The following is a 25,520-nucleotide window of genomic DNA, read 5'->3' on the forward strand; positions in this document are numbered from 1 at the left end:
ACCTGCCGGTTTGCATGACTAAAAGGGAGCAGCTGCCAACTGGCAAACTGCTCCCTGCTGTTTTCAACTAACGTTTTACAATTAGCTTAATCAATTTCGCCTGTATTTCCTTTGTAAGATATGTACCAATCGATTAAATCGGAGCTGAATTCTTTGTGTTTTTTTATAAACTGTTCCCTGTAATCATTAGGTATAGAGTCAATTCCCATGCTAAAATGATCATCGAGTTCATGAATAACAAATTCATAAATATCATTTTGACTTTTCCCTTGTTCTAATAAAGTAATTAACTGAACTGTTATGCAGTCATATTCATCATCAGGTGCTCCACCACCAACGAGACCAATTGGATCCCATGTATTTATAATTGGTAATAGTTGCGTATAAAGCTTGTTAAACTTCTTCTTCAGCATTTTGATTTGAGTATTCGAGGGATGTACCCACATAAGCATCACCTTTTTATGGTTGGTTTAATTAGCTTTTGGTTTTAAATTACGTACTAACCTCTATAGATCAGTATGTATGCGAGACATATACCGCATTTTTTTGCCTTATTCATCTTAATAACGGCAACCGTCTTGTCTTACGACAAAACTCTGGTTATATCGCTTCCATTAGTTAAGTTGTCTACTATCGCGTATATTGCTCAATGATTCCTTGGTATGATCCTCTCTCCTTTTGGTCCATAACCATATTTACATCATTCTTTGCTTGAACAAGATATCCCCATCCTGAAATTAAAAGCAGGAGTACCCCTATCATGGCATATCCAATTGTAAAATAGTTTAAATAGAAGTTTAGAACTATACCTGAAATTACGAATGTAGAGGTGCTCCATAAAGTCCACTTTAAACCTCTTCTCATTATAAAATCCTCCTCGAAATTATTTAAGATCTCCTTAATCTATCTTGATTTATACGCCTTCAATGGAATAAAGTTCCATAATATTTAGTGAATAAACTTTTCCTACTATTAATCTATTCTGCCGGTTAGCTTAATAAGCTAACTAAATAAATTAGGTATATGTCTCATAATAAGAACTTGATCCCTCAAAATAAAAAAAGCCGCTAAGTAGCGACTTTAATGGTACAAGGTTTTTGTCCGCCAATAACAGCAGTGTTTATCCTACCCAATATTAATCTTGCCAGTCTTCGAATCCACGGTAATATTCGTTTTAGTCGCTTCCTTTACTACACCGATTGGCAAGTATGTCGTACCGTTAATTACAACTGGCTTTGCAGTGGTTTTAGCGGCCCAATTTTTCCCGTTAAGTGTGTACTTGAGATTTGAAATCGTCGCCTTAACCGTCTGTGTGTTGGCCGCGAAAGCTACTGAGCTACCAAACAATAAAAACACGGATAGCAAAATAGTTGCTTTTTTCAACTTCATCTTGTTTCTACCTTCATTAATTCATTAATTCATTAATTCATTAATTTACCATCATTTAAAAATATCCGTTATTTATATAGGATAGTTAACAAAATCTATAAAAGTTTTTGGCTCCGTGGCGTGGTGTGAAGCTACAGACAGGAACCTAGAGTGCTTTAGCCGGGAATGTTTCTACCGGCTTAGGCAGCTCTGGTTATCGGCTGGTGTAACCCGACAGCGGTGCTAGAGGCTCTTGTGTGGCGTTTTCAGCCGCATTAGAGCCTCTAGCATTAGCCCGTTATACCTTGTCCTTCAAAAACAAAAAAAGACCTTCTCAAAAGAAGATCTTGAATAATCCTATTCAATTAAAGTTCAAGCCCCGTTTGTTGTACCATTTGCTGCTGATTTGTATGTCTAAAGGTGTTATGCAGATCTCTTTTAAGAATATCATTGTGAATACTGGTAATCTGCTTAGTTGATTCCTTAACAGCCCGATCTAAGACTTGAACTAGAGAAGATAAAGAAGAAACATTTTGTTGGATACCTTGGACTTCATTTGGAGATGGAGATTTAGCCTTCAACTCTAAAATCTCATCATTTAGAACCTGTCTTTTCATCTCAAGAATTGTAAGCTCCTTCTTATGAGGATGAGTGAATTTCTCCTTTAAATTTTTAGGTTGCTTTGTCTCTATTGTCTTATTCAAGCTTACAAGCTGATTTTCTAATTTTTCTAATTTCTTAAGGTTATGTAAAGGTTGCTCGGCAGAGTTAAGTTCCTGGCGGCGATGCTGAAGCTCTCTAGATAACAGATCTCGATCTGTTTCAAGATCTTTCTTCACATCACCTAACATGTTTGTCCACTCTTTTAATATTGACTTCGCCCAGGATTCCATTTCATTTGGCGGAGCCTGATAAATAGTCTTTCCTCGGTTAATTTCTGCTTGTAACTGATAAACTTGAGTATTATCAAATATAAACGAACGATCCGCTAAACGCATCGCTTTAGGTAAGTTCTGCTGAGAAGTTACATATCGCCGGCGAATATCCTCTTCAGGTATGTTATGGCCACCTTTAGCCACACGATGCATGACACGTGATAAGTGTACATCTACACTTTTCAAACCTACATAATATAGATCCACTTGAAAACCCGCAGCCTTGGCCATCTCCATTTGCCTTAACACGTTTTGACCACCCAGAGTCGTCTCAATTGAAAAGTCTCGACCACTTGAAATACAATCTCTTACCTTCTTCACTGCTTCCCTACCAGCTGCTATGTTCGAAATCTTCATATCTCGCGCAATAGCATCCGCATCTATTGTTTCTATACCTTTGTTTTTGTGATCAAGAATCTGCGTCAAGTGTGATTTGCCGGCACCATTCGTACCTGCAAATACTGTCATTGTAGGGCTATTCTCCGGAGTAAGGAGTCTCTGTAAACGTTCCATCTCCATTAAAGCACACCTCCGTTTTACGTCCGTCTGGATACTCCCAAATCAGTTTGTCGCCAATCATATAACTAAACGGAAGACCAAGATCACGTGCTTCTTGTTGAGCTATTTCTGCAGCTTTTTTCCCTAACTCATTCCATTCTTCAGGTGTAAAATTGTGTCCTGCCATCTCTATCTCTCCCTTCAACTAACAGCATGATAGTACATCCTTTTATAGGAACGTATGTACTTCTATTATACCATAAAACCTTAGATTTACTAATGAATAGCCGATTAAACCGGAAAAGGAGAATCGGCATTGTCTTTCTGGTTTTCGATCTTTTGAGAAGAATCATCAATGAATAAACATCGATCGGCCTCGAAAAGCGGCCACCATATAATCAGAAGGCACCGCCCGCAGCGGTGTCAACCATTCATTCAGTAAGCTCGCTTAAGCGAACTTTCCTTTAGGGCCAGTTTAGCTTTATATAGTCTGTAGGCTTTTGAAAAAGGTACCCATATGATCCGCCTTATTCAACAAAAAACAAATAAGCCATCCCATGATAATGGAATGGCTTTTAATTTAAAGATCTGAAGATACATAATACGAAAATAATTTTTCCCATAGAACGACGAAAGCCACTCCATAAGGAGTGGCTTTCTCTTTGAGGTAAAGCATCAATTATCTTCTTTAAATGCCGCTAAGGGCTCTGTTTTAAATCTTCAAGGTTGCGTCCATATGGACCAACAATTAACATTATAGGGACTTTAAACAGAAAAGTCAACTTCTATGTCCCTAATTCGAATTACTCTCGGAACCTCCAGCCGCTTCCATGATCGAAGCAAGGTGCGGATATATTGCCTTTGAATTCTTTAATAGTAGTTCGAAAATCTTAAGATCAATGGAGTTCAGCTGATCATTCGTTAGAGTATAGGCAACTTCCTGAGTAGATTTGGGTTTAATAATTCTCAATTTGCTGACTGCTCTAATCTAATTCGGGATACCGTACTTGGTTTCCCCTTGCTAAGTGAACCAAGAGGCAAAATTACAGCTGTAGGGCTAGATCTTCTATTATCGTCTAGCACAACCGCCCAATGCGGCCCTCCATGCTCAGATCCCGTATTAAACCCTAAGTGTATATGGACCACTTCTCCTCTTCTATACCTTTTTAATTTTGCAGGATCAAATGTAAGCTCTCGCTGGAGATATCTATTCCGTTGATCTAGCCACCGAATAAAAAGGCTACCTCTTTTTTCATCCATTTCTTCAATAGTAGTCTGTAAATCTTTCAATTTATTCTCCATAATCCCTTTCGGTGTAGGATTATCTTTTATCTTAGTCATATGGTCCTTATACTACCTTACTAGTTTATGGTTGAAGCATATCATAAAAACAATTTTAAAATAGAGATTCCTCTATTTTTTCAACAACTTCCGAAGGAAGGAATCCAAGCTATAAAATCAGTAGAACCGGTAAATCCGGTTCTTGCCATATGGTGCATAACTCATCAGGAAACCTGACGAGTTATGGATTCAGAAACTGCGACCTTTTTAGTAGCTATATGATAAGTTAGCATCATCCACTTTCCTTTATAGTCATAAACCCAGCTATAGCTGTCTTCCCTTTCAATATCGTTCGCAAAACCAACAGTTAGCTGTTCCTCTTTATCCGGAACCAATTGAAAAGTAAACATTTCTTCTGTATAAAATAAAAAGACAGGCTTATACTATAGTCCGTCTCCTAATTATGTCTACTAAACTTCGTTTTTGGTATCAAAATTTTAATGATATTATATAAGCTCCAAAGCTATACCTTCCCTGCTACCTAGAGCGCCATGATCAATAGGTGTCCGGCGTCCAAGTAATATATTCTTTTAAAAAAATAAAAACCCACACATTTTTTGGTTTGATCTTTGCTACATTGCAACCTGTTATAAAAATCCGGTATTTCGCTATTCTCTTTTCAAAAAGCATCACGGTTTTTTTGTGCTTAATTTTCTTTTTTCTTCTCATTCATTAAGTATTCTAACTTAGGATCAACCATAATAGTGCTTTTAAGGGAATCAGGTTTAGTTAAAATATATTGTCCCGTATCCAGCTTAATAAAAGCTACCTGATCCCCAGATTTGATATTCATTTCATCTCTAATTTCTTTTGGAATAGTTACCACACCATTCCCTGAAACCGCTCGCACATGTAACATCTTTATCCCCCCCAATTAGTATAATTAATAGAAATATTATTTCTATTAATTATACTATAAAATAACTTGAGAATAACCCAAATATAATAATCACTTGTAACTTATTCCTTTATAATTTTATTTTCCCCAGCTGCGGCTGCAAGCCGCAGCCGCTTCTACTGATACGGAGAGAGGCTTAAAATCTTCCCGCTTGCTTCATGCTGTACCAGTTGGTTTCTCCGAGGATAAGGTGATCAAGAAGTTCAATCCCGAGAATGTCTCCTGCTTCTTGAAGTCTCTTAGTCACATTTATATCTTCCGTAGATGGTGTTGTATCACCTGAAGGATGATTATGAAAGACAATAAGCGATGAAGCATTATGAATGATACCACTTTTGAATAATTCTCTTGGATGCGCAATAGTTGCATTAAGTGATCCAATAGAGACAATTTCAAGACCAGATATTAAATTTTTTGTATTGAGCCAAACCGCCCCGAATACTTCACGGTCTGGAAAACATCCCCCATATTCATGGAGCAAATAGGATCTACATACTTGCTGTGCATCTTCAACACTCGTCACTTTTCCTATTTCTATTGGAACTTTACCCACCTTCATTAATTGGATTCTATAAACAGATGCTTTATTCATAAGTATTTCCTCCGTTCAAATTAGATAATGTATCTCTAGCGCTTCACAAGATTGGCTACCACTAGCCCCTTTTGCCATCCGCATGGGACTGGCCCCAAAAGGGCGTTTTTTCGCCTTTTGACGCGTAGCTTGGGAACAGAATCATAGCCGTGGGGTCAAGGGTCTCAGCCTAAAAGTTTTTTCATCTGCTGCTCTTTAAGATGAAGAAAAAAGTTTTAGGCCCCTTGATACCATGGCTGAGCGTCTTAGCTTCCAGAAGGTGGAGGGGCGTAGCCAGAGGCTCGGCGTCCTGGAAGGTTAGTCGCTCTGATCCTGTTACCATGCGGAAGGCAAAAGGCGTAAAAACGCAGCAAAATAAAAAGAACCGGCAGCTGCCGGTTCTTTCCTTTTATATTTTCTTCTGTTTTGACTTTGGCTCCGTGGCGTGGTGTTAAATGACAGGCAGGAACTTAGAGCGCCTTGGACGGGATGTTTTTTCCGGCTTAGGCGCTCTCGTTCTCGACTGGAATAACCCGACAGCGGTGCGTACCATCTCTTATGTGGCGTTTTTGGCCACGTTAGAGATGGTAGCATCAGCAGCTAGAATCGAACCCCTTCTCTAAATAGTAACTTCCCCACTCTTTTCATCCATTTCATCACTACATACTCGACAACCTTCCAATTATTGATATTACCTTGAGTTGTTATAAGTAGGAACGTTGCATTTTCTTTACTATATGACCGCAATTTTTCATTTATCTTCTATGTAATCAATCTAAAATCACCCCTCAGTTGATTCAACTCTTTTCTTTATCCAAAACCGGATGCAAAATAGCTCGTTATAAAAATCTACTATATTCATTAATAAGAAAGACCTTGAAGAAAAAATCCTCAAGGTCTTAATATACTTAGTGTTTCTCAACAAACAACCCCAACCGCTCGATACTTGGTATTATTGAAGCAATTGATTGGGAAGTATGGATCCCCATTAGAAAATCATATCCTATATAGACCTTCATTCTTCTAGGATAATAAACCGTAGCACCAATATCTTCACGTAATTGCAGTCTACAGAAAGAATCCACTTTTTCTTTATCTAACTCCTCTAAATCTTTAGCACTGCTGTATCTTTCCAAGATTTCTTTCGTATAGAGTTCACGACAATCCTTTCTTATTTCCATAAAAGTATCATAAGAAAAACTTCTGACAACATTGTTAATTAGTAAGAATGGTAGTTCGAGATATTCCATAACCAAGTGGATAGCTTTAATATAACTGTCTTCAACCTCCTTATATTTCTCAATTGTTAATATTTGTCCTTCATATGAATTACCTATATCACTAATTGCAGTCCAGTCTTCATATTCTTCATCGCGAAAATTTGGTTTATATTTTGTAATTTCATATCTGTACAAGTTAATCACCTATTCTTGTCATATTTGCATCATAAGTTCCCATTCTAGTAGTTTTACTATTAAGTTTTTCAGGGGATTTAGCCATCTTCCAAACACCGTTTTTTTTATGCGGTCCCATACCATTATTACTACCGACATCTTGACTAATATATGTTTTTTTCTTCTTATTATAGAATATTTTTTGATTATTCTTAGATATTAGACTTGTTGGTTCATAACCATGACTCTTTGCTGCTTTTATAAGTGTTTTTCCTGTCATAGGTGTCCAACATTTTGTATTATGGACGGCTGAAATATCTTTACGCTACTATGATACTTCTTGGGACCCATTCAACAAAGATATAACTGTAGTAATTGAATGTTCGATTGTGAACTTTAAAAAAATAACAACCTTCAAAAACAGCTTATCAAAGATTTGTAGTAAGTTACTCGCTAATTCCGATTATGCATTCAAAGATCTACTCATAACTCCTAAATTAAAAAAAGAAGGAACCCCCGATCAAGTTAAAGAAGTTAACAGTCAGCAAGCTTATTCTAGTCTGCTAGTTTTAGCTGGAGAACTTTTAGATCCAATAGAGAGTGCTTACATAATTGAAGCTTGCAATAGTGCTAAAGCAGGAATGAATTTAGCTGCAGCAACCATGTTAGGCTGTGCGGCAGAGCAATTACTGAAAAACTTGTCAGATTCATACCATACATATCTTAAAAATTCAGGAGATTCCGTTAAGGATTATGAGAGTAAAGTCATAAAATCTAAAACATCATATATGAGATTAACGAACTTTTATAATTATGTAACATCGAACAAAAAAACATTCGAAAAACATGGTCTTCAAAATCCTGGTGCTAGTTACGCTGTTTTAGAAATCATAAGACAAACACGTAATGAATCTGGCCATCCTACAGGCATAATAATTTCAGATAGCAATATGCATGAATTATTCTCTCTATATAATGTATGGTTGCCTCGGTTCCATAAACTAATGGCATCTTTTAATGAATCAATAGTTGAAACAAAGAACTAAAATATCTTTTTTATTCACCAGCAGTTTGAACTTTAAACTATTCAGAAATCTCGCCCCAATAGCTCCTTTTAAAGGTGTTTGCTCCGTGGCGTGGTGTTAAGCGACAGTCAGGAACAAAGAGCGCCTTGGTCGGAACGATTTTCCCGGTTTAGGTGTTCTGGTTATCGACTGAAGTAACCCGACAGCGGTGCGTATCAGCTTTTATGTGGCGGTTTTTGGCCACATTAGAGCTGGTAGCATCAGCACATCATGGTCGCCTTAGAGCTGGTAGCATCAGCCCTAATGTCTTATCTCTTCCTTTAAGTCTTCTTTTCTTCGTATAATTACCTCAACTTGATCAGGATTTATCCCTCCCTGCAGAAGCTAAAAGCCCATCAGGATCCGGATAACTTCTTTTTCATTCAAGCTTGGTTTAAACCAAGCAACCCAAATAGAAAAAAAGGTGCCCCCATCATTCAGGTGCACCCGTGTTTTAGCTCATATGTAGTTATAATATCCAGATGTGCCGTACATGCCTATCCAGTGGATTCCATATCTTCGTCGTAATCATCTTCGTCGTAGACGTAGTCTTCGTAATCGTCAGGAGGATATTCTATCATTCGATCGTCCATTGTTATCACGTAAATATCAAGAAAATGTTTGTGGACTTCTCTATTGAACAGTTTGGTTTTATTAAGAGCCTCACACAGCCGATCTATAAAATCTTCGTAGTCTTCTATATCTTTACAATTACATGATAATTTTGATATTTCACTATCCAAGTCTAGCGTTTTCTCATCTATTTCTATTAGCCCATTGCTTCCTGCCCAACCCCTTCCTGAGAACTTTCTTCCCTCAAAATCAAACTCAAATTGTTTTATCATAAGAATGTCCTCCTATACTAAAAATCAATAGTAGAGTCATAACATATCCTTTTCATACAAGCCCTTAGGCACTACTATGAAATAATTCCATTAATGATATATTATACCATTATATCATTAATCAACAGCGCTGCTAGAAGTTGAAATCATGTAAGATAAATAAAATAAACCCGACTTCTAAAAGCGAAATCGGATTTTTACTATAAGCAAACTATACATGTAGAAATAAATTACCGATCAATCTTCCCAAACATCATCCATAAGCTTCTTAATTTGCTTCTCACGATCCTTTGTTTCCGTATGATCTGGCTTCCATACACCCTCTACCAAAGTAACAACATCCCCCACACTCACAGAAGCATCAACGGCGGACTTCGAAACATCATGTGTCTGTCCATCAATTTCAATTACCGCAAAGTCACCTTCAAACCGATCAACGATTCCCCTCAATGCACCTACCTCCTTCTTATCTTTCACAAGCGATACTGTCTTTATCTCTATCTAGCTTCGTGCTATAACCCGGATCACCTTCGTAAAGCGGTGCCTTCCCAGCTTCTCTTACTTCCGTACAGTTCTTATAATAAACATTCGTGTTTGTTTCCGTCTTTGTTACTGCAGTCTCTTTATTATTGGTCATTGCTGCAGGTTCCTTTTTAATTGATGTAGTATCTGATTTTTGACTGTTTGTTTCTTTATCTTTCGCAGCTGCAGTATACTTCCATTCACTAACAGATGGCTTAATGGTAGTTCCATTGGACGTAAAGACAATCGTTCCCTGCAGATCATTACGATAAATTTTCACATTCTTATTGTGAAGTCTCTTTAAAATGTTATCCACCGGATGGCCATAACTATTGTCACCTACTTGAATGACAGCATACGTAGGATTAACCGCATTTAGGAACGACTGGCTGGTCGATGAATTGGATCCATGATGGCCTACAAGCATCACATCTGATTTTAAATTCACACCGCTATTTATCATATCGCTTTCGCTTCCAGATTCCGCATCTCCCGTGAATAGAAACGAGTTTTTGCTAAAAGTAAGCTTAATGACTGCGCTCATTTCATTTTTATCATCAACCGTTTTAACGGGAGCAACCATCTTAACATCAAGCTGATCATCTAAGTCGATCGTTACCCCTGCTTTCGCTGTCGTAACTTTAAGACCTTTATTTTGAATTGAAGTAAGTAAGGATTCAAATGTTTTTGTGTTCGAAGAAACTTTTGGCATGTAGATCTTTCCGATATCAAAAGCATCTACTACTGCATCGAGTCCTCCAACATGGTCCGCATCTGGATGCGTTCCAATGAGAACATCGACTTTCTTTACACCTTGTTTTTTCAGATAGCTAACCATACGCTGCTCATCATCATTATTCCCTCCATCGATCAGCATCGTTTTACCACCTGGTGTCTGTATAAGCTGAGATGCTCCTTGCCCTACATCTATGTAATGTACGGTTAGTTTACCTTTAGGGGCGGTTGTAGAAGGTTTGACTGCTTGTGTAGTTGTTTCCTCTTTTTTTTCTTCATCTTTTGTCGTTTCATCTTTCGTTGTTTCAGCCTCTGATGAATCTTTATCTGAAGATGTAATGATGGAAGAGTTGTTATCGTCCTTACTTACTGCTGGATCTGTAGTCTGTGCAGTAGTGCTGCTATTGTCTACTGGTGTCTCTGGTGTTGCTATTGTTGATCCGCATCCACTAAGGATAAGAAATACTAAACACGTTAATAAAACACAGTAACTATTCTTTCTAAAAATTGCCGCAAATTTCTTCATGCTAATCCCCCATACTTAAATTAACTTATTGCACCTGTCATTATTATATAAATCACAAGAAAAGGTAAGTTAAAAATTGACATGGCCGCTTATAAGTGTCCAAAAGTAGATTTTGCAATGCTTCTTAACGTAACCCACAATGTAAAATAGACCCTTCAACACGTGAAGAGTCTATTACTAATCAATCTACTTATTTTTCGCAGGAACCCTATGATTCAGGTGCACCCCTGTTTTAGCTCATATGTAGTTATAATATCCAGATGTGTCGTACATGCCTATCCAGTGGATTCTGTATCTTCGTCGTAATCATCTTCGTCGTAGACGTATTTTTTGTCGTCAGGAGGATATTCTACCATTCGATCATCCATTGTTATCACGTAAAAATCAAGAAAATGTTTGTGGACTTCTCCTTTGAACAGTTTGGTTTAGAGCCTCACACAGCCGATCTATAAAATCTTCGTAGTCTTCTATATCATTACAATTACATGATAATTTTGATATTTCACTATCCAAGTCTAGCGTTTTCTCATCTATTTCTATTAGCCCATTGCTTCCTGCCCAACCCCTTCCTGAGAACTTTCTTCCCTCAAAATCAAACTCAAATTGTTTTATCATAAGAATGTCCTCCTATACGAAAAATCAATAGTAGAGTCATAACATATCCTTTTCATATAAGCCCTTAGGTTGGGGATACAAAATAATTACATTAATTATATATTATACCATTATATCACAAATCAACAGTGCTGCATGTAGTTGTTCTTGTCTATGACGCTCGTTCTGATCAGCAATCACTACATTCAGTTCTTTTCCTAACTAAGCTTTATTCTGATCGTCATGTTCGTACTCGATCATCGCAATAAGCTTGAATATCTTTTTCGCATCATCTGCATCCAGCTCTTCCCGGCTCTTCTGCTTTTCCGCCTGATCAGTTGCTTCCAGTTGAGCCTGTATAGCTTCGATCTGAGCACTGTATACACTGTTGATTCGCTCTATCTCTTGATCAGCAGCCTTTTGAGTGGCTTCTAGGGGGATTACAAATGAAAGTCACAACGGCTGGTAAGATCACTGCACTTTTATTATGGCCTTCATGGTATAGGCAGGTTCGAATCCTGCAAAGGGTCTATATATTTTTAAGCTGAATTGAAATCAACTGGTAACCATTATAACGATAAATAAATTGAATATATTGTAAATATATTATATATATTCTATCGAAGTTAGTTAGTGCCTATGATGTTTTTTTGTGTTTAATTAACGTGGAAAAACGAAGAAAAATTTGTCGAATATATGCATTTACTAGGTCTAATTGCTTAAAATTCTACTTAAAGGTTTACAAAACTAATAATAATAATTAATAATTTGGATGTGAAACATTAATAACGCAAAAAAAGGAAAACACCAGGAGGAAACAGAATGAACTACAAAAAAGTCACAGCTACAATTTTAGCGGCCAGCTTACTCATTCCAGTCGCTGGACAATCTTTTGCTTATGGGTCAGTAAACTCACAAGTAGAAAGTGCTAGTATTGTTAATCTCAGAAGTTTAGATTCTAGTTCTATTGAACAATTGCTTGATTCACCAAAAGAAAATATATCTTTTGTTAAAGGTAATTATGGAGATTCTGAAATAGAATATACATATACTAGCAGTGGAAGAGAATGGAAGGCTATTGAGAAAACTTCTTCGGATTTCAAAAAACTTAATAGCGACATATACTTGAAAAATGATAAAGGTGAGTATGAGCTTTTTGTGAATTTTGAGATGGATATGGTATCAAGATATAAAGCTGAAATTACAATTACTCCGCAAAATGGGGAAGAGCCATTAAAAGAAGTTATTGATAATACACCTCAACAAGCTGGATTTGAATTTATTAATGAGCAATCTAGCCTCAGCGAAGACATAGAGACTAGAAATCCATCTGGTCTCCCAATTTCTGCTTGGAACCATTATGGTAATTTTTTCTATAATACTAAAATTGCAAAATATACTATTTCTTACGTAACTAACATTGTAGTTGGTTTAGTGGGTTATTCTGCTTTGGGACTTGCAGGTGCAATTGTTGTTAGTTCAACTACAGAATTAGTTGCCGAAATTGTTAAAGATAAAATTCCAGATATATGGTATACTGATAAAGTTTATTATAAAACTGTCGTTCCACCAAATCCAAATATGTTTAGAATGAAAGTTGCTGAGAAAACGACTCACACCTTCTATTCTGATAGCGGGAGAACAAAACATAGGAAAGGAAGTCCAATTACAAGTGAGGTATGGTTGGACGGGTACAAATAATAGTTAATGAAAAGAAAACTTAGCTTTAATTTTTTGAAACTTATAGCTTGTATTATTGTAGGCATACTCGTAGTTGCTCTTTATCATCTTTTTATGGGTACAATAAATGAAGTGAATTGGATCGAGTATTTTTACTTCTCGTTAGTTGCTGTGGTAGTATTTTTTATACTTCTATTTCTAGATCGAAAACGAAAAAATAAGAACTGAACAAATTTAAAAAAAGCCATCAAACCATTTTATATCTGGTGGCTTTTTTGTGTATTTATATCTACTTAATTAGTGAAATTTATCTACTTGATCAACTTTTTTCAGTCGTAGTTACATGAGGTGTATCTTAAACGGATTTTTATTAGATAGAAAAGACATTAATACCACTATAAAACTACAAAAGCATCCAAAACGGCACAATCACCGTTTTCAGACATTGAACCAAAGATAGACGGTCACCGCTTGATATATTCAAACCAAGTTATATATAAGACACCGTACAGAATGCCTAAGACAGTATCCAGAGCTCCTAGAGAATCCATTTAATAAGGACATTGTTTTAAATGGTGAGATAGCATGTGTAGATCCAGAGACAGGATGGGTAGACTTCGAACTTGTTATGAAGAGATTTCTAGCGAGGTAAGAGGATAAGATTAACCTATACACACGAGCCTTACCTGTTACTTACGTAGTATTCACTATGATGGACAGGATACTCATAAGCTTCCGTATTGCCGCAAATTTCTTCATGCTAAGCACCTGTCATTATTCTATAAATCACAATAAAAGGTAAGTTAAAAATTGACATGTCCGCTTATAAGTGTCCAAAAGTAGAATTTTATAGCGCTTCTTAAAGTAACCCACAATATAAAATAGACCCTTCAACACGAGAAGAGTCTATTACTAATCAATCTACTTATTTTTCACAAGCTATACCGTCTTTGTCCCTATCACTTTTTTTATTGGCTTCATATAGAGCTTTAGAAACATGAGGTTTATATTTCGTTTTTCCACCTTTATTTTTGGTTGATGATGAACGAGCTACGCCGCCTTTATATACCTTATTCAACTCTGTGCAGTTTTTATATGTAACTACTTTCTCTTTTGCTTCTGCTACGCCAGTTGATCCTATCGTTGGTCCAATAATAAGTCCAAGAGATAAAACAGCCACAAATACCTTCTTGATATTAATAGTAACACTTCCTCTCTACAGTATAATGCTAATTAACTATACCTCTATCATCCTTCTCCTTCAATATATTGGTATTGGATATTAATTAACACAAACTATAACGGAGAGTACTGATTGAACTACCCTACAAACCTTACTCATCTCTACACGCTTAACTGGATATACCATGGATTTTGAAATCACAATTAAAAAAAGCCGCTAAAATAGCGACTTTACGCGTTATTAAACCAGTCCCTATACTCAGAAACGATCTCAATTATATGTATTTTATTTGTAATATGAGGTTGGCAAAATTACAAATTCATGTTCTCCGTTATCGAAGTTCTTGAGGCTAATCATAATCTTTTTAACATCCGATACGTTAACTTCTAATGAAGTTACCTTTCCCGGTTCGACAGAGATATTCCCTAAACTTCTATCATCAATTAAATCTTCGAACACAGTTACTTCGACCGTTTCTTTTGGTGCAAATAGATCTAGATGCAAAGTTTGATATTTCTTATCCGGTGTTGAGTAATCATGAGCAAAAGCAGAAAATTTTGTATACAGCACTTCTTTGTATTCTTTGCCCTCAATATTTGTATAACTCTTATTTCTTGTATTACTGAAGTAATCATAATTAAAACTTACTTGTTGGAACGGTGTCTTTACGCCCTTCTCCCCAATATTAATCTTGCCAGTCTTCGAATCCACGGTAATGTTCGTTTTCGTCGCTTCCTTAACGACACCGATCGGCAAGTATGTCGTGCCGTTAATTACAACTGGCTTTGCAGTGGTTTTAGCGGTCCAGTTTTTCCCGTTAAGCGTGTACTTGAGATTCGAAACCGTCGCCTTGACAGTTTGCGTGTTGGCTGCGAAAGCCACCGAACTACTGAGCAATAAGAATGCGGATAGCAAAACAGTTACTCTTTTCAATTTCATCTTTCTTACCGTCTCCTTTTATGTATTATTTTTACATCTATTAAAAATATCGGTTAATCAGACGATATAATTAACAAGAACTGTAAAAATAATTAAACAGGGATAGTGCACTATTATATCTAAATAATCCCATAAACTTCACAAAAGGAGCATGATGATATTGCAAAACAAACATTCTATGAAGACGCTGACTGCCGATGACCAGTTGTACACGGCGAAGATGGACGCTAAACCCATCTTTATATACCTTAATAAGGAGCTCTATGGAAGAGGTGTGATCGAGAGGATTACTGAGGATAGCATAAAGGTGAAAGGCGAATATTTTATGCGCGGGGTTTGCGAGTTTAAATGCGAAGGATAACTAAGATTTGAGGCACTTACTTCTCTATACTTACTACTTGATACTAATATCTTGGACGGAAACCAGATATTCTCCTTAGCTAGTCCAACAAACGACTGCTTCCAGATTTCTGATATCTCACAATCCTAACCTGAAAAGCCACATTTTTAACGTCAAAAGCCACATGAGAATAAAAATGTGGTCTAAACTTTGCTGTAACGAAACAGGGAGCAGCTGCCACAACTGGCAAACTGCTCCCTCTATTTTGAACTAACGTTTTACCGTTAGTTCAATCAATATTTGGATTAGACCCTTTACTTTTAGGGATAATGGCATTTTTATTTAATGTTAATAACTAGAATTTTCCTTTAGTGGAGGAATGAGATATTAGAACTTGATCCAAGCCAGCCAGTGCAAGATAAGAGATACATACAAGGATGTTATAACAGGACAAGTATTTGTAGTTAAAGAATATGGTCACACGCCAATCTTTGAGTATCTTGGTCATCTGGGGAATTACACAACTACTCTAAAAATATCTAAATAAACTTTGATCCTAATATAAAAAGAAGGTCGATAGACCTTCTAATTTTTTGCAATCATAATTATTGCCATCGACCATATTGTTAAACTAAAACTAAGGGAGATGAATATTCTTCTTGCTTGTGGCTGTTTCCCATCAAGCAAAAAGTAAAAAGACATATAAAGAAAAATAGGTAAAAGAATTGATGCAAAAACTACTGCTGCACTTGCCAAAAAAATCATCCTCATTCAATTAGAATCAAAAGGTAATAGTACAGGAGTTTCTGCTGGGAGTCCATTTATAATACGGAAAGTTAACTATAGTGAATGAAATTATCAAATAAGAAGAGAAGATTAGGAAGCTAGCGTGAACACATAAGCAAATTGATAATTTCTGATGCCTACACTAGAGAGGAATTAAAGAAAAAGTAATTCGCGGTGCCCTCCGTTTAGGGTGCAGGAATAGGCAACCGGTCTGTTGATCGGTTGCTTACTTTTTCTAATTAAACCTAAGTTGGACTACAGTGATTTGTGAAAATTTTGATTGAAAGAGCAGCTTTTAGAATTTATAAAAGAAAATCCATTCATAAAATAAATCCACTCGTGGTTTAACCTGTCTTTATTTCATAATTAATTATAGCTTAGTTAAACAAACGATCAATATCCTTTGCTAACCTTTCAGAATCGAAGTCCTCTTTAAATTTCTTCTTTATTTCTCTAACAGCTCTAATCAAATTATCGACTAGTAACCTTATTTGAGAATCAAGATCAACTTCCCTAAAAGTCGCATGATCAATTCTCAGACGAATATCAGAGTCCTTATCTTTCTTCAAGTAAGTTATTTTTTCATTAAAAAGACCCTCTTCAACAAGCTCATCACTTGCGATCATAAAAATTATCCCCAATATTTTTAAGCCAGGACCGTAATCCTGTGAGTTTAGTGATGTATTTAATTTTTTTAAAACAATATTCTCGATCTCAGAATAGGCCTTTTCTACATCCTCCATAATTTCTCCAGTGAAGTAAAATTCCATAATATGATCCCTTCCTATTACCAATCGCTTTTATTTAGCTTCGGTCTTTCCCCATTATTATTTTTCTCATAATTTTTTCAGTTGCCATTGATGTATCTGTTTCTTTGTCCGTAGCCATAATGACCATTGTATAATTATTCTCACGGTAGCGTTTTTGCATATACCTTTTAGTTCCTCTTGCATATGCATAGCGTATAAGAGATTGGAAGCAATATATTATATGGAGAGGATAATTTTTTCTCTGCTGTTGAAATAGAGCGTTTTAGAATTGGTAGAAAACAATTTTAGTTTCAATCAATTAAAACCACAAGTGGTCAATGATAATTTTAGAATGATCCATTAAAAGAAGCAGCGGCAGACCAAGACTCGATAAATGAGGTCTTAGTCTGCCGCTATTGTCGTTCAACTAACGTTTTACAGTTAGTTGAATAACTTCCGTTCTATCATTGCATTTATCAAATCAACGTTTTGGTTTTTCAATCTGGGTACTTCTTTGCTTAATTTCACCACCAAAGCCCCATCCCTTTGCTTCAAGAAACTCAGTATATGCGTCTAAAAAGTCATTAATATTAATTGACTCCTGAAACCTTTTATCTATGACATTACCGTCGATTTGTATTTCCGCAAGTTTCGCTTCATCTAGGTTTACTTCATTTTCCCACACTGGTTTCCATGAAGGGTCTTGTTCGTAATCGTTTCTTGGAACTACGTTGTCTAAAGATTTCTTTTCCTTAGCCGCAAATTTCATAAAGTTTCTTTGTGCTTGCCTCAAACATACTGCATTCGCACCGCCCCAATAATCTGGGTTTTCATTCATTACAGCATCCTCTTGCCAATTACAAACATCGCAAGTCTCATATGTTCCAGGTGGTTCTTCATCAAGAGTTTTATACCCACAACATGGACAAGTATATTTGGTCATGAAATCACTCCTCTTATGAGATTTAACATGGAAAAAAGGAACTTCTATGTTCAAGCCCCTCCACTATCGTTTTCTCGTTAGTTCAATTATCTATAATCTCACCATGGCAACCTCTTTGGGCAGTTGCTTTGTTAATGATCTCATTAAACTCAGAAATCAATCCCCTTCCAACATGTTTTTTTCCAATCCGATTAATTGCCCATGTTGCAAAAGAAATAGCCTGCTCATTATTGTTCATATGCAGATGTATTTTAGAAAGCACTAATGCTAGTCTCTCTCTTGTATACTTATTACCCAACCGCTTTACATTTTTATTCCATTGTTCTATATCCTTTATACTAATATTGGTGAGACATTCAGGGAAATTATTGAATTCCTCAAAGTATTGCAAACCGTATTCTAAAAAGATTTCTGTCATATGTCCGATGTTCTCTAGAGCTTCGCTTTCCGTCTCGCCATAACTCCACCATAAGTCTTCATTTTTAAGGTCTGATAGTCTCCACCGAAATTCACAATCATACGGAGAAACTTTATTGAGAGGGACGTGAACACCCAAAGTGTTTGGGATGAAGTCAATGTATACTCCAAGTTCAACACAACAACACCCACCATATTTATCACCCTGAATATTAACAGTATAGATTAAATGATTATTAGGTTTGGTTCTATACCTACCAGCTGTGCCTTGGAATCCGTGTTTTCTTAGTTCTCGTGTGAATGTTTCTTTTAACAATTGCTTAAATTTTTTTGTATCAATCATTGATAATATAACAACTTCCTTTCCTGAAACATTAATGCAAAGTGTTGGATACATAAATTACAATATTTCAAAAAAACATTTTATCATCAAATTAACCTTGAAAGGAATTGATATATGATTTTCTTCAATTGCTCAAATATAACAGGCACTCCACGCTATCCTGCCGTTTGCATAACAAAAAGGGAGCAGCTGCCAACTGGCTAGCTACTCCCTTCTGTGTTCAACTAACGTTTTACAGTTAGTTTAACAATCTAAGTTTTTGGTACGAGGGCTAAAACTTCCTTCATATATCTAGACAGAGACTCTAGATGGTTCCTAACGGGAATATCTGTTTGCTTCTCGGTTAACTGTGCGGCTGGTACCATAGAAAGCTGGGCAACAACCACGCTTTTCTTTGGATTTTCCTCAATAATATTTATCAATCCATTTGAGACAGATTCTATGTACTCATTTTTTTTCCCTTGCATGATTAAATCAAAGGTATTCTCCAAAAGGGAAGACTTAACTTCAATCTCTTTACCCTTCATTCTGGAGTAGGATAATAATTGATTCATCGTTCCATCAACAGTGTTCGGATTCGTAAAAGTAACTATTATTGGCTGATTCATTTTACAGATATCTTCGAACAATGGCTCGTCAATTTTTATTATAGGAATCGGATAATAATGAAATTCTTCTTTAAATATTGAAGTGAAAAAAGTACATGTAATTAAGATAGCATCTACATGGCAATTTGTTATCCAATCAAGTGTCTCAATAACTTTCTTTTCAATAATTTCTTTTGTGAAATCAGCATCCATTTTTATTCGGTCAAGACCTGGATCTACAAAATGAATTAATTCTACATCAAAAATATTCAGAGCTTTTTCAACGTGTTCAATATTTGAATAATGTGCATGAAAGCACCCAATTCTTTTCACACTTATGCCCCCTACGATTTTCAAGTATTGTAACCATTTTGAATTGGATTTGTAAACTGTTTTATCATTTGAGTTGTACAACTATTCTGCTGATTAGTTAATCATGCGATAATATATCGTTATAGGAAAATCCTATTAGAAGTATAGATATTATATATTATTTTAATGAGATGAATTGATATATTATTTGTATTGTAATGGAATTAATTGGAGGTGTGTGCAGTGGGTAACAGCAAAATTAATGATGTTGTTCTAAAGTTTAATCAAGTCGCGAATGCGTATGACGAGCAACGTAGGAATCTTATCCCCTGTTTTGATGATTTTTATGGTATAGCAGTTTCAATTGCTGAGACAGGAAACGACACCCCAAATATTTTAGATCTAGGTGCTGGTACGGGATTATTGTCATCTTTGATGCTAAAAAAATATCCGAAAGCAAACCTCACTTTGATTGATATTTCTGAAAAGATGTTAGAAGTAGCTAAATCGAGATTTGATGGTATGGATAATGTAAAATACATTGTCGATGATTATTCAAATTTTGTTTATGAGAATAAGTTCGATGTTATTGTGTCCGCCCTTTCTATACATCATCTTCTAGATGAAGAAAAAAAGGTGCTATACAAAAACACTTTTCAGAGTTTGCAGGAAGGTGGGGTGTTCATAAATGCCGACCAAATTCTTGGTAACACAATGTTTCTCGATTCATTATATAAAAACGATTGGAAAAGAAAAGTAGAGTCCAGTGAACTATCAAGAGAAGAGATTGCTTCTGCGTATGAACGAACTAAACTTGATAAAATGGCAAATTTAGAAAGTCAGATAGGATGGTTGAAAGAGATTGGTTTTTCGGATGTAGACTATTTATATAAGTATTATAATTTTGTTGTCTTGTACGGCAGGAAAATTGACAAACATGATTAAGCTGGTCAAGTTGAATTAGGATTATATTGAATAGTTCAACCAGTTTCCAAGAGAGCCACCCATTAAACCGTTGAGCTCGTTTATTATCAGATGCAGTTACCCATGACATATGTGCATATCCGTTTTCTTTGGTAAATGTTTCACAGAACTTAAAGAGTTGTTCGGCCACCTCTGTACCTCTTGCTTTCTCTAAAACAAATAAATCGTTCATTATAGTAATCTTATCTGCTTTTGTTGTACTAAAACTAAAATACAATGTTGCAAATCCGAGAAATTCACCTTCTTTTTCAGCGATGAATTGTATATCTTCATTCTTTTCTAGTAGCGTTTCAATTAAATTATGTACTTTTGCAATTGATGGTTTTGGTCTCTTATAAAAATCTACAATGTATTGATACTTTATTCAGTCAATTGTGGTTTAGGTTCGGTTTTCAGAGAGACAAATCGGAAGAACCGCTCCAAAAAAGGAGGTAACATATGAGTTCCATTCTAAAAGTTATAGAAAAGCTAAAGTTGAACGTCTTGAATGTTGAAGATGTTCCAGAATCATTTAGTTCTGATGTATACAAACTTACTCTTGCCACCGGAGAAAATGTTTTTGTAAAAATTCCATTTAACAAGGATAAACTATTTCGTGAATTCCAGATGCTTGAGACATTACATGGTGTAATACCTGTTCCTAAGGTAATGGACATTTGGTACGGGGATGAAAGCACTACTGGTGCATTGCTTCTTTCAGCAATTCAAGGTATGCCTTGTACTGGAGACATTGATGAGAAACTTTCTTTTCAAATTGGCGTGTATCTTGCTATGTTACATGAGGTTAAAACTCCTGGGTATGGTTACCATGTAACTAATGGTTTTAAGTTACTTGATCAAAATAATTGGAGATTATATATCAAAAGTAATTTTGAAGAGTGGAAAGAGCCATGCAAAGAGATTCTCGACTCCGAATTGTATGAAAGATGTATTCTTCACTTTGATGTAGTTTTCTCTGCTTTGCCGGACCCTGACGGACCATGCATTGTTCACATGGATTTTAGACCAGGTAATATATTGGTCAATGGTAACGAGGTTGCTGGCATTATTGATTTCGAGAGTGCCCGTGGCGGATCGTCGGAAATAGATTTCACAAAAGTCAATCGATATATTTGGGAAGTCAATCCAAGAACAAAGATGCCGTTCATTGAAGGTTATCAATCGATTCGACCTATAATGGATTTGGAAAAAGTGCTACCCTTTTATGATTTTTACGATGCTTTCTGTGCAGTTGTTTGGTGTAAAAATAGAGGAATAGAAAAAAATCAAGCATTCCTTCAGGAAAACATTCTTACTTTAAGGAATTCGGTGGGTTATTGAGTTCAGGTGTTTGATGTTCATTAGATGCTTTAGAAAGGCCATCCCCGAAAGGGATAGCCTAAAACTTGCCGTTACAGACAGCGCGGTGAACCATATCACAAGTAGTGGTAAAGCGAAGAGTGGAGGTTTCTGTTAGTCTTCAAAAGTGCAATACAATATTATTGACGGTGTATTAATAAATAAAGGAGCTATCATTCGATGGCTCCTTTATTTATTCTTTCTCTACCTTCTCAGCTACTGTTTTACCGTTACCGTAATGATTTAGTTTAACAAAATCATTTTATTGTATTTGCTATTTCAATTAATGTTTGGTAATCGTATAACGGTTCAAGATTGTTATTTTTTCCTGAAATAAGAGAGTAAGTTAAACCCTCATTTCTCCAATAGATGGCACTTACATGTTCGTTTCCTTGGTCCCATGTTTGCGAACCGTTCTCTAATTTAAGATCTTTTTTCCCATTCGGACGCGTATCAGCCTTTGAGTTTGTAATCATAATAATCAGGTTCAATTCTTCATCGGTATTTGCATACGTGATTTCTACTGCATCAAATTTACCATTGGCATCTAAAATCCTTGCTGATTTTTGAGTAACTTGGAAAGGGACTGACGGTTGTTTGATATCAAACGGGATCTCAGCTACCGCCTCTTCAATTGAAATTTCAACTGGAGGACTTAGATCCAAATTATTGGTCGGTTGATTACTTTCCGCGTTTTGTAAGCAACCAGACAATAAAAGAGGTATCATACATAGGAACAGCAACTTACTTATAGCTTTCATTTAATCACCTCGATATTATATTAACGTTTCTATAGCTGGGAAGTTGCGTTATCCTGCCGGTTTGCATAACTAAAAGGGAGCAGCTACCAACTAGCAAGCTGCTCCCTGCTGTTTTCAACTAACGTTTTACAGTTAGTTAAATTGTGGTAGCTGCGACAGTCGTTTTTTTAGTTGCACAACTAACGTTCAGTTTTGTGACAAAATCACTGCATGTACAACATAAAGCAAACACTAGCCCTCAGCGGGGTGTCTCTTAGACCGTGTCTTTTGCACTTAACCCCTCCATAACAAATAATAAATCATATTTTACCCGGGTAATATTGACTTCTTATTTTATCCGGGTAAAATTATTAAGGTATTCAAAGGAGGATGTACAAAATGAGAGATAGTCAAACGAATGTATACTGTACAGCATTTCTGGGTGTGAGAATCGTCGCCAGCGGTACGTTACGGCACGTTGTTTCTACAGTGAAGGATGCATTGGATGAGGGAGACCTCGCACAGCTGCTTATATTTGACGATACCACGGGGAAACAAATAGATGTTGATTTTCGTGGGGAGACAAATGACGTGCTCTTACGATTAGGAGAACCGTTCGGTGACTTGTCAGGTACCGAAATGAATCATCAACCTACACGGCGGGTCGGTCGACCTAAGCTGGGGGTTGTATCCGGTGAGGTTACGTTATTGCCACAGGATTGGGAATGGTTAAAGAGTCAACCTGGAGGAGCATCGGTAACATTACGAAAACTCGTTGGTGAGGCTCGCCGTGCTGGAGGAAAACAGAGTAAGATACGAGAGGCACAAGAAGCAACATATAACTTTATGACAGCTATGGCTGGGAACTTCCATCAATATGAAGAAGCTCTGCGTGCACTGTATGCTGGTGATTTGGATCGTTTTTACCACTTCATCGATGACTGGACACCTGATATCAGAAACCATATCAAAAAATTAGCCTCTAATTCATTCCCTGAAGGGGACTTATAAAAGAAAGCATCTGTAGACATATAGAATTTAATTTGGAATAAAGAGAAAACCACGAAAGGAGCTTCGCTATGACAGAGTTTAAAGCTATTCGCTATATCGAACCATCACAACACGCTGGCAAGAGGTTTATACAGCGAGGCATTGAGGGCAGCATCGTTATGTTGAACCTGATGCGTTTTCGTGATGTTGCCGATTATACAGCCAATCCTGAACTAACACCGGAGGTCCCAATCAGCGGTGCCGAAGCTTTCAACCGCTATATTGATCACACCCTCCCATTTCTCCGTGAAAGCGGAGGTGAAATTATGTTTCTTGGCGATGGCGGAGAGTTTCTTATCGGGCCCGAAGATGAAAGATGGGACCTTGTCATGATTATCCGTCAGAGCAGCGCGCAGTCGTTTCTTGCTTTTCCAAGTCATCAAGAGTACATGGCCGGTATAGGGCATCGCACTGCAGCGATCGAAGATTCACGCCTTCTACCTATGACAGAACTTCCGACAATAAAATAAAAGGAGAAGAACATTATTATGAACATTCTGAAAGTCAACAACATCGATTTGGCCTATGACAGTTTCGGTAACGAAAATGACGAGGCTATTATCCTTATCGCCGGGCTTGGAACCCAGATGATCCGATGGTCGGATTCGTTTTGTCGGATATTAGCAGCGAAGGGCTTTCGTGTAATCCGCTTTGACAATCGCGACGTAGGTTGCTCGACACACTTTAGCCATTATCCGACACTGGATTTCAACGCACTGGCGACTGCTCTCATGTCGGGACAGCGACCAGACATCCCTTACACTCTCTATGATATGTCCAAAGACGCTATTGGACTGCTCGACGCCCTATCAATTGACCGAGCACATTTCGTTGGCAGGTCGATGGGCGGAATGATCGCCCAGATTATAGCCAGTGAGTATCCTGAACGGGTTTTATCACTCACATCCATTATGTCCAGCACCGGTAATCCTGCTCTTCCGCAAACTTCCCCAGAAATTATGGCGATGATGACTAAACCGGCGCCGAACCCATTTGAGGATGAAGCAGGATTTTTGGCGCAAAAACTCTCTTTTGCCAAACGCATCGCCGGCACCGGTTATCCGTTTGAAGAGGATTCTTATCGGGCGCTCATTCTGGAGGAAATCCAGCGAGACTACGATCCAGGCAGTGTCGGACGACAAATTGCTGCTATGGCTGTCGCCGGTGACCGTCGTCCGCGGCTTGCGACCATAAAAGTACCAGTACTTGTAATTCATGGGGTAGACGATCCCCTGATTCTACCGGCGTGTGGCGAAGACACGGCTACTGCCATCCCTGGGGCCGAGCTAATGTTGGTGGACGGTATGGGACACGACATTCCGCACCAATTGTACAAAGTAATCGCTGATGGCATAGAGCGAACGGCTCGTCGCAATTGACAGTGCTTCCTGAATAGTAAACAGCCGGATCCTGCGGCGTCCAATAGGGCTGAGTAGGCCCAGGGACGGAGGGTTGATCAGTGTAATCCAGCGGTACCATTGGAACAGTTGTTAAAACAGATCCATATCATCAATTAATGAGGCTTCCTAATAGAGACTCCATCTGAACGTATATTTGGTATCGATTAAAAAAGCGCCGATTTCACGATAACATCGTGAGCCGGCGCTTTTTCTGTGGAGATTTTTCAAACAGAAGATGGACAGATTCAGAATCGAATTATTCAAGTGATTTTTGTTAAACTAACCTGCCCAATAACTTAAAGAACAAGCAACCAATCTGTTGATCGATTGCTTACTTGTTCTTCTTGAACTATCGTTTTTCCGTTAGCTTAATGAGTTATCTCTAATAAAATCAATCATTCGGCTCCTATAGAAATTAACTAAAAGAAAAGATTGTGA

General features: G+C 37.1%; 31 protein-coding genes and 2 pseudogenes. 8 read left to right on the top strand and 25 right to left on the bottom strand.

Annotated elements, in window-relative coordinates; all coding sequences use genetic code 11:
- Positions 1-86 precede the first annotated feature (86 nt).
- The 12 genes from H9647_RS24830 to H9647_RS24885 form a co-directional block, all read right to left on the bottom strand.
- Positions 87-446 (bottom strand): hypothetical protein, encoded by a 360-nt coding sequence (locus H9647_RS24830; RefSeq protein WP_160037123.1) that lies wholly within the window; start codon positions 444-446, stop codon positions 87-89.
- Positions 447-630: 184 nt separating this feature from the next.
- Entirely contained in the window at positions 631-864 is a 234-nt protein-coding gene (locus H9647_RS24835) for a hypothetical protein (protein WP_160037124.1), read from the bottom strand.
- Between the two features lie 261 nt (positions 865-1,125).
- A complete protein-coding gene (locus tag H9647_RS24840; RefSeq protein WP_191805034.1) occupies positions 1,126-1,347 on the bottom strand; it encodes a stalk domain-containing protein in 222 nt (73 codons plus the stop codon).
- Positions 1,348-1,733: 386 nt separating this feature from the next.
- Positions 1,734-2,822 carry a zeta toxin family protein gene (locus tag H9647_RS24845; RefSeq protein WP_225229569.1) on the bottom strand — a complete coding sequence of 363 codons (1,089 nt, stop codon included), beginning with the start codon at positions 2,820-2,822 and terminating at the stop codon, positions 1,734-1,736.
- Positions 2,779-2,988 (bottom strand): hypothetical protein, encoded by a 210-nt coding sequence (locus H9647_RS24850; protein ID WP_191805036.1) that lies wholly within the window; start codon positions 2,986-2,988, stop codon positions 2,779-2,781. Before H9647_RS24850 ends, H9647_RS24845 begins: the two co-directional genes overlap by 44 nt.
- A gap of 606 nt (positions 2,989-3,594) precedes the next feature.
- Entirely contained in the window at positions 3,595-3,771 is a 177-nt protein-coding gene (locus tag H9647_RS24855) for a hypothetical protein (protein ID WP_191805038.1), read from the bottom strand.
- Positions 3,768-4,142 (bottom strand): hypothetical protein, encoded by a 375-nt coding sequence (locus H9647_RS24860; protein WP_191805039.1) that lies wholly within the window; start codon positions 4,140-4,142, stop codon positions 3,768-3,770. The genes H9647_RS24855 and H9647_RS24860 overlap by 4 nt, the downstream gene beginning before the upstream one ends.
- A gap of 164 nt (positions 4,143-4,306) precedes the next feature.
- A complete protein-coding gene (locus H9647_RS24865) occupies positions 4,307-4,492 on the bottom strand; it encodes a hypothetical protein (protein ID WP_191805041.1) in 186 nt (61 codons plus the stop codon).
- A 296-nt stretch (positions 4,493-4,788) separates the two neighbouring features.
- On the bottom strand, positions 4,789-5,001 hold the full coding sequence (locus H9647_RS24870) for an AbrB/MazE/SpoVT family DNA-binding domain-containing protein (RefSeq protein ID WP_191805043.1): 213 nt from the start codon (positions 4,999-5,001) through the stop codon (positions 4,789-4,791).
- A gap of 175 nt (positions 5,002-5,176) precedes the next feature.
- Complete coding sequence (locus H9647_RS24875; protein WP_225229570.1) at positions 5,177-5,632, bottom strand: JAB domain-containing protein; 456 nt, start codon at positions 5,630-5,632, stop codon at positions 5,177-5,179.
- A gap of 887 nt (positions 5,633-6,519) precedes the next feature.
- Positions 6,520-7,035 carry a hypothetical protein gene (locus H9647_RS24880; protein ID WP_191805045.1) on the bottom strand — a complete coding sequence of 172 codons (516 nt, stop codon included), beginning with the start codon at positions 7,033-7,035 and terminating at the stop codon, positions 6,520-6,522.
- A complete protein-coding gene (locus H9647_RS24885) occupies positions 7,028-7,285 on the bottom strand; it encodes a toxin C-terminal domain-containing protein (protein WP_191805047.1) in 258 nt (85 codons plus the stop codon). Before H9647_RS24885 ends, H9647_RS24880 begins: the two co-directional genes overlap by 8 nt.
- A 109-nt stretch (positions 7,286-7,394) precedes the next feature.
- On the opposite strand from H9647_RS24885, the gene H9647_RS24890 reads away from it, so the two are divergent.
- A complete protein-coding gene (locus H9647_RS24890; RefSeq protein ID WP_191805048.1) occupies positions 7,395-8,051 on the top strand; it encodes a hypothetical protein in 657 nt (218 codons plus the stop codon).
- 515 nt (positions 8,052-8,566) lie between these two features.
- Here H9647_RS24890 and H9647_RS24895 read toward each other — a convergent pair.
- From H9647_RS24895 to H9647_RS24910, 4 genes are all read right to left on the bottom strand, one after another.
- Entirely contained in the window at positions 8,567-8,914 is a 348-nt protein-coding gene (locus H9647_RS24895) for a hypothetical protein (protein WP_191805050.1), read from the bottom strand.
- Positions 8,915-9,151: 237 nt separating this feature from the next.
- Positions 9,152-9,364, bottom strand: coding sequence for a DUF3006 domain-containing protein (locus H9647_RS24900; protein WP_191805052.1), 213 nt, complete (start codon positions 9,362-9,364; stop codon positions 9,152-9,154).
- Between the two features lie 16 nt (positions 9,365-9,380).
- Positions 9,381-10,697, bottom strand: a complete 1,317-nt coding sequence (locus H9647_RS24905) for an MBL fold metallo-hydrolase (protein WP_191805054.1) — start codon at positions 10,695-10,697, stop codon at positions 9,381-9,383.
- 384 nt (positions 10,698-11,081) lie between these two features.
- Complete coding sequence (locus H9647_RS24910) at positions 11,082-11,312, bottom strand: hypothetical protein (protein ID WP_191805056.1); 231 nt, start codon at positions 11,310-11,312, stop codon at positions 11,082-11,084.
- Between the two features lie 801 nt (positions 11,313-12,113).
- Here H9647_RS24910 and H9647_RS24915 point away from each other — a divergent pair.
- Positions 12,114-12,992, top strand: coding sequence for a hypothetical protein (locus H9647_RS24915; RefSeq protein WP_191805058.1), 879 nt, complete (start codon positions 12,114-12,116; stop codon positions 12,990-12,992).
- A 904-nt stretch (positions 12,993-13,896) separates the two neighbouring features.
- On the opposite strand, the gene H9647_RS24920 is transcribed toward H9647_RS24915, so the two are convergent.
- Together H9647_RS24920 and H9647_RS24925 are read right to left on the bottom strand one after the other, a co-directional pair.
- Complete coding sequence (locus tag H9647_RS24920; protein WP_191805088.1) at positions 13,897-14,166, bottom strand: excalibur calcium-binding domain-containing protein; 270 nt, start codon at positions 14,164-14,166, stop codon at positions 13,897-13,899.
- A gap of 273 nt (positions 14,167-14,439) precedes the next feature.
- Positions 14,440-15,093, bottom strand: a complete 654-nt coding sequence (locus H9647_RS24925) for a stalk domain-containing protein (protein ID WP_191805060.1) — start codon at positions 15,091-15,093, stop codon at positions 14,440-14,442.
- A gap of 160 nt (positions 15,094-15,253) precedes the next feature.
- Between H9647_RS24925 and H9647_RS24930 the strand changes: the two genes are divergently transcribed.
- Positions 15,254-15,454: a hypothetical protein gene (locus tag H9647_RS24930; protein WP_191805062.1), complete on the top strand. Its 201-nt coding sequence runs from the start codon at positions 15,254-15,256 to the stop codon at positions 15,452-15,454.
- Positions 15,455-16,018: 564 nt separating this feature from the next.
- Here the strand turns inward: H9647_RS24930 and H9647_RS24935 are convergent.
- From H9647_RS24935 to H9647_RS24955, 5 genes and pseudogenes are all read right to left on the bottom strand, one after another.
- Positions 16,019-16,189, bottom strand: a complete 171-nt coding sequence (locus H9647_RS24935) for a hypothetical protein (RefSeq protein WP_191805064.1) — start codon at positions 16,187-16,189, stop codon at positions 16,019-16,021.
- 407 nt (positions 16,190-16,596) lie between these two features.
- On the bottom strand, positions 16,597-16,989 hold the full coding sequence (locus tag H9647_RS24940) for an Imm44 family immunity protein (RefSeq protein ID WP_191805066.1): 393 nt from the start codon (positions 16,987-16,989) through the stop codon (positions 16,597-16,599).
- Between the two features lie 661 nt (positions 16,990-17,650).
- Positions 17,651-17,911: pseudogene (locus tag H9647_RS25915) on the bottom strand (CPCC family cysteine-rich protein); the annotation flags it as partial.
- A gap of 82 nt (positions 17,912-17,993) precedes the next feature.
- Entirely contained in the window at positions 17,994-18,725 is a 732-nt protein-coding gene (locus H9647_RS24950) for a DUF4304 domain-containing protein (RefSeq protein WP_191805070.1), read from the bottom strand.
- A 197-nt stretch (positions 18,726-18,922) separates the two neighbouring features.
- The gene (locus H9647_RS24955) at positions 18,923-19,591 is read right to left on the bottom strand and encodes a hypothetical protein (RefSeq protein WP_191805072.1); all 669 of its coding nucleotides are present in this window, start codon (positions 19,589-19,591) and stop codon (positions 18,923-18,925) included.
- A 222-nt stretch (positions 19,592-19,813) separates the two neighbouring features.
- Between H9647_RS24955 and H9647_RS24960 the strand changes: the two genes are divergently transcribed.
- On the top strand, positions 19,814-20,515 hold the full coding sequence (locus tag H9647_RS24960; protein ID WP_191805074.1) for a class I SAM-dependent methyltransferase: 702 nt from the start codon (positions 19,814-19,816) through the stop codon (positions 20,513-20,515).
- A gap of 21 nt (positions 20,516-20,536) precedes the next feature.
- On the opposite strand, the pseudogene H9647_RS24965 reads toward H9647_RS24960, so the two are convergent.
- Positions 20,537-20,918, bottom strand: a pseudogene (locus tag H9647_RS24965) (N-acetyltransferase family protein).
- A gap of 74 nt (positions 20,919-20,992) precedes the next feature.
- Here H9647_RS24965 and H9647_RS24970 point away from each other — a divergent pair.
- Positions 20,993-21,874 carry a phosphotransferase family protein gene (locus H9647_RS24970; protein ID WP_191805075.1) on the top strand — a complete coding sequence of 294 codons (882 nt, stop codon included), beginning with the start codon at positions 20,993-20,995 and terminating at the stop codon, positions 21,872-21,874.
- 275 nt (positions 21,875-22,149) lie between these two features.
- On the opposite strand, the gene H9647_RS24975 is transcribed toward H9647_RS24970, so the two are convergent.
- Entirely contained in the window at positions 22,150-22,653 is a 504-nt protein-coding gene (locus H9647_RS24975) for a hypothetical protein (protein WP_191805077.1), read from the bottom strand.
- 378 nt (positions 22,654-23,031) lie between these two features.
- On the opposite strand from H9647_RS24975, the gene H9647_RS24980 reads away from it, so the two are divergent.
- The 3 genes from H9647_RS24980 (at position 23,032) to H9647_RS24990 (ending at position 25,061) form a co-directional block, all read left to right on the top strand.
- Positions 23,032-23,643 carry a DUF2239 family protein gene (locus H9647_RS24980; RefSeq protein WP_191805079.1) on the top strand — a complete coding sequence of 204 codons (612 nt, stop codon included), beginning with the start codon at positions 23,032-23,034 and terminating at the stop codon, positions 23,641-23,643.
- A 170-nt stretch (positions 23,644-23,813) separates the two neighbouring features.
- Positions 23,814-24,152, top strand: a complete 339-nt coding sequence (locus H9647_RS24985; protein ID WP_225229572.1) for a DUF1330 domain-containing protein — start codon at positions 23,814-23,816, stop codon at positions 24,150-24,152.
- Between the two features lie 18 nt (positions 24,153-24,170).
- Positions 24,171-25,061 carry an alpha/beta fold hydrolase gene (locus H9647_RS24990; RefSeq protein ID WP_191805083.1) on the top strand — a complete coding sequence of 297 codons (891 nt, stop codon included), beginning with the start codon at positions 24,171-24,173 and terminating at the stop codon, positions 25,059-25,061.
- The last annotated feature ends 459 nt before the right edge of the window (positions 25,062-25,520 follow it).

It is taken from the genome of Paenibacillus gallinarum (assembly GCF_014836635.1).
Classification (GTDB): Bacteria; Bacillota; Bacilli; order Paenibacillales; family Paenibacillaceae; genus Paenibacillus; species Paenibacillus gallinarum.

Coding starts and splice junctions, on each gene's coding strand:
- H9647_RS24985 (WP_225229572.1), top strand. CDS start 23,814: ATGCGTTTTCGTGATGTTGCCGATTATACAGCCAATCCTGAACTAACA.
- H9647_RS24915 (WP_191805058.1), top strand. CDS start 12,114: ATGAACTACAAAAAAGTCACAGCTACAATTTTAGCGGCCAGCTTACTC.
- H9647_RS24830 (WP_160037123.1), bottom strand. CDS start 446: ATGTGGGTACATCCCTCGAATACTCAAATCAAAATGCTGAAGAAGAAG.
- H9647_RS24940 (WP_191805066.1), bottom strand. CDS start 16,989: ATGGAATTTTACTTCACTGGAGAAATTATGGAGGATGTAGAAAAGGCC.
- H9647_RS24990 (WP_191805083.1), top strand. CDS start 24,171: ATGAACATTCTGAAAGTCAACAACATCGATTTGGCCTATGACAGTTTC.
- H9647_RS24835 (WP_160037124.1), bottom strand. CDS start 864: ATGAGAAGAGGTTTAAAGTGGACTTTATGGAGCACCTCTACATTCGTA.
- H9647_RS24895 (WP_191805050.1), bottom strand. CDS start 8,914: ATGATAAAACAATTTGAGTTTGATTTTGAGGGAAGAAAGTTCTCAGGA.
- H9647_RS24865 (WP_191805041.1), bottom strand. CDS start 4,492: ATGTTTACTTTTCAATTGGTTCCGGATAAAGAGGAACAGCTAACTGTT.
- H9647_RS24850 (WP_191805036.1), bottom strand. CDS start 2,988: ATGGCAGGACACAATTTTACACCTGAAGAATGGAATGAGTTAGGGAAA.
- H9647_RS24860 (WP_191805039.1), bottom strand. CDS start 4,142: ATGACTAAGATAAAAGATAATCCTACACCGAAAGGGATTATGGAGAAT.
- H9647_RS24845 (WP_225229569.1), bottom strand. CDS start 2,822: ATGGAGATGGAACGTTTACAGAGACTCCTTACTCCGGAGAATAGCCCT.
- H9647_RS24975 (WP_191805077.1), bottom strand. CDS start 22,653: ATGAAAGCTATAAGTAAGTTGCTGTTCCTATGTATGATACCTCTTTTA.
- H9647_RS24885 (WP_191805047.1), bottom strand. CDS start 7,285: ATGACAGGAAAAACACTTATAAAAGCAGCAAAGAGTCATGGTTATGAA.
- H9647_RS24950 (WP_191805070.1), bottom strand. CDS start 18,725: ATGTATCCAACACTTTGCATTAATGTTTCAGGAAAGGAAGTTGTTATA.
- H9647_RS24925 (WP_191805060.1), bottom strand. CDS start 15,093: ATGAAATTGAAAAGAGTAACTGTTTTGCTATCCGCATTCTTATTGCTC.
- H9647_RS24910 (WP_191805056.1), bottom strand. CDS start 11,312: ATGATAAAACAATTTGAGTTTGATTTTGAGGGAAGAAAGTTCTCAGGA.
- H9647_RS24970 (WP_191805075.1), top strand. CDS start 20,993: ATGAGTTCCATTCTAAAAGTTATAGAAAAGCTAAAGTTGAACGTCTTG.
- H9647_RS24875 (WP_225229570.1), bottom strand. CDS start 5,632: ATGAATAAAGCATCTGTTTATAGAATCCAATTAATGAAGGTGGGTAAA.
- H9647_RS24980 (WP_191805079.1), top strand. CDS start 23,032: ATGAGAGATAGTCAAACGAATGTATACTGTACAGCATTTCTGGGTGTG.
- H9647_RS24905 (WP_191805054.1), bottom strand. CDS start 10,697: ATGAAGAAATTTGCGGCAATTTTTAGAAAGAATAGTTACTGTGTTTTA.
- H9647_RS24870 (WP_191805043.1), bottom strand. CDS start 5,001: ATGTTACATGTGCGAGCGGTTTCAGGGAATGGTGTGGTAACTATTCCA.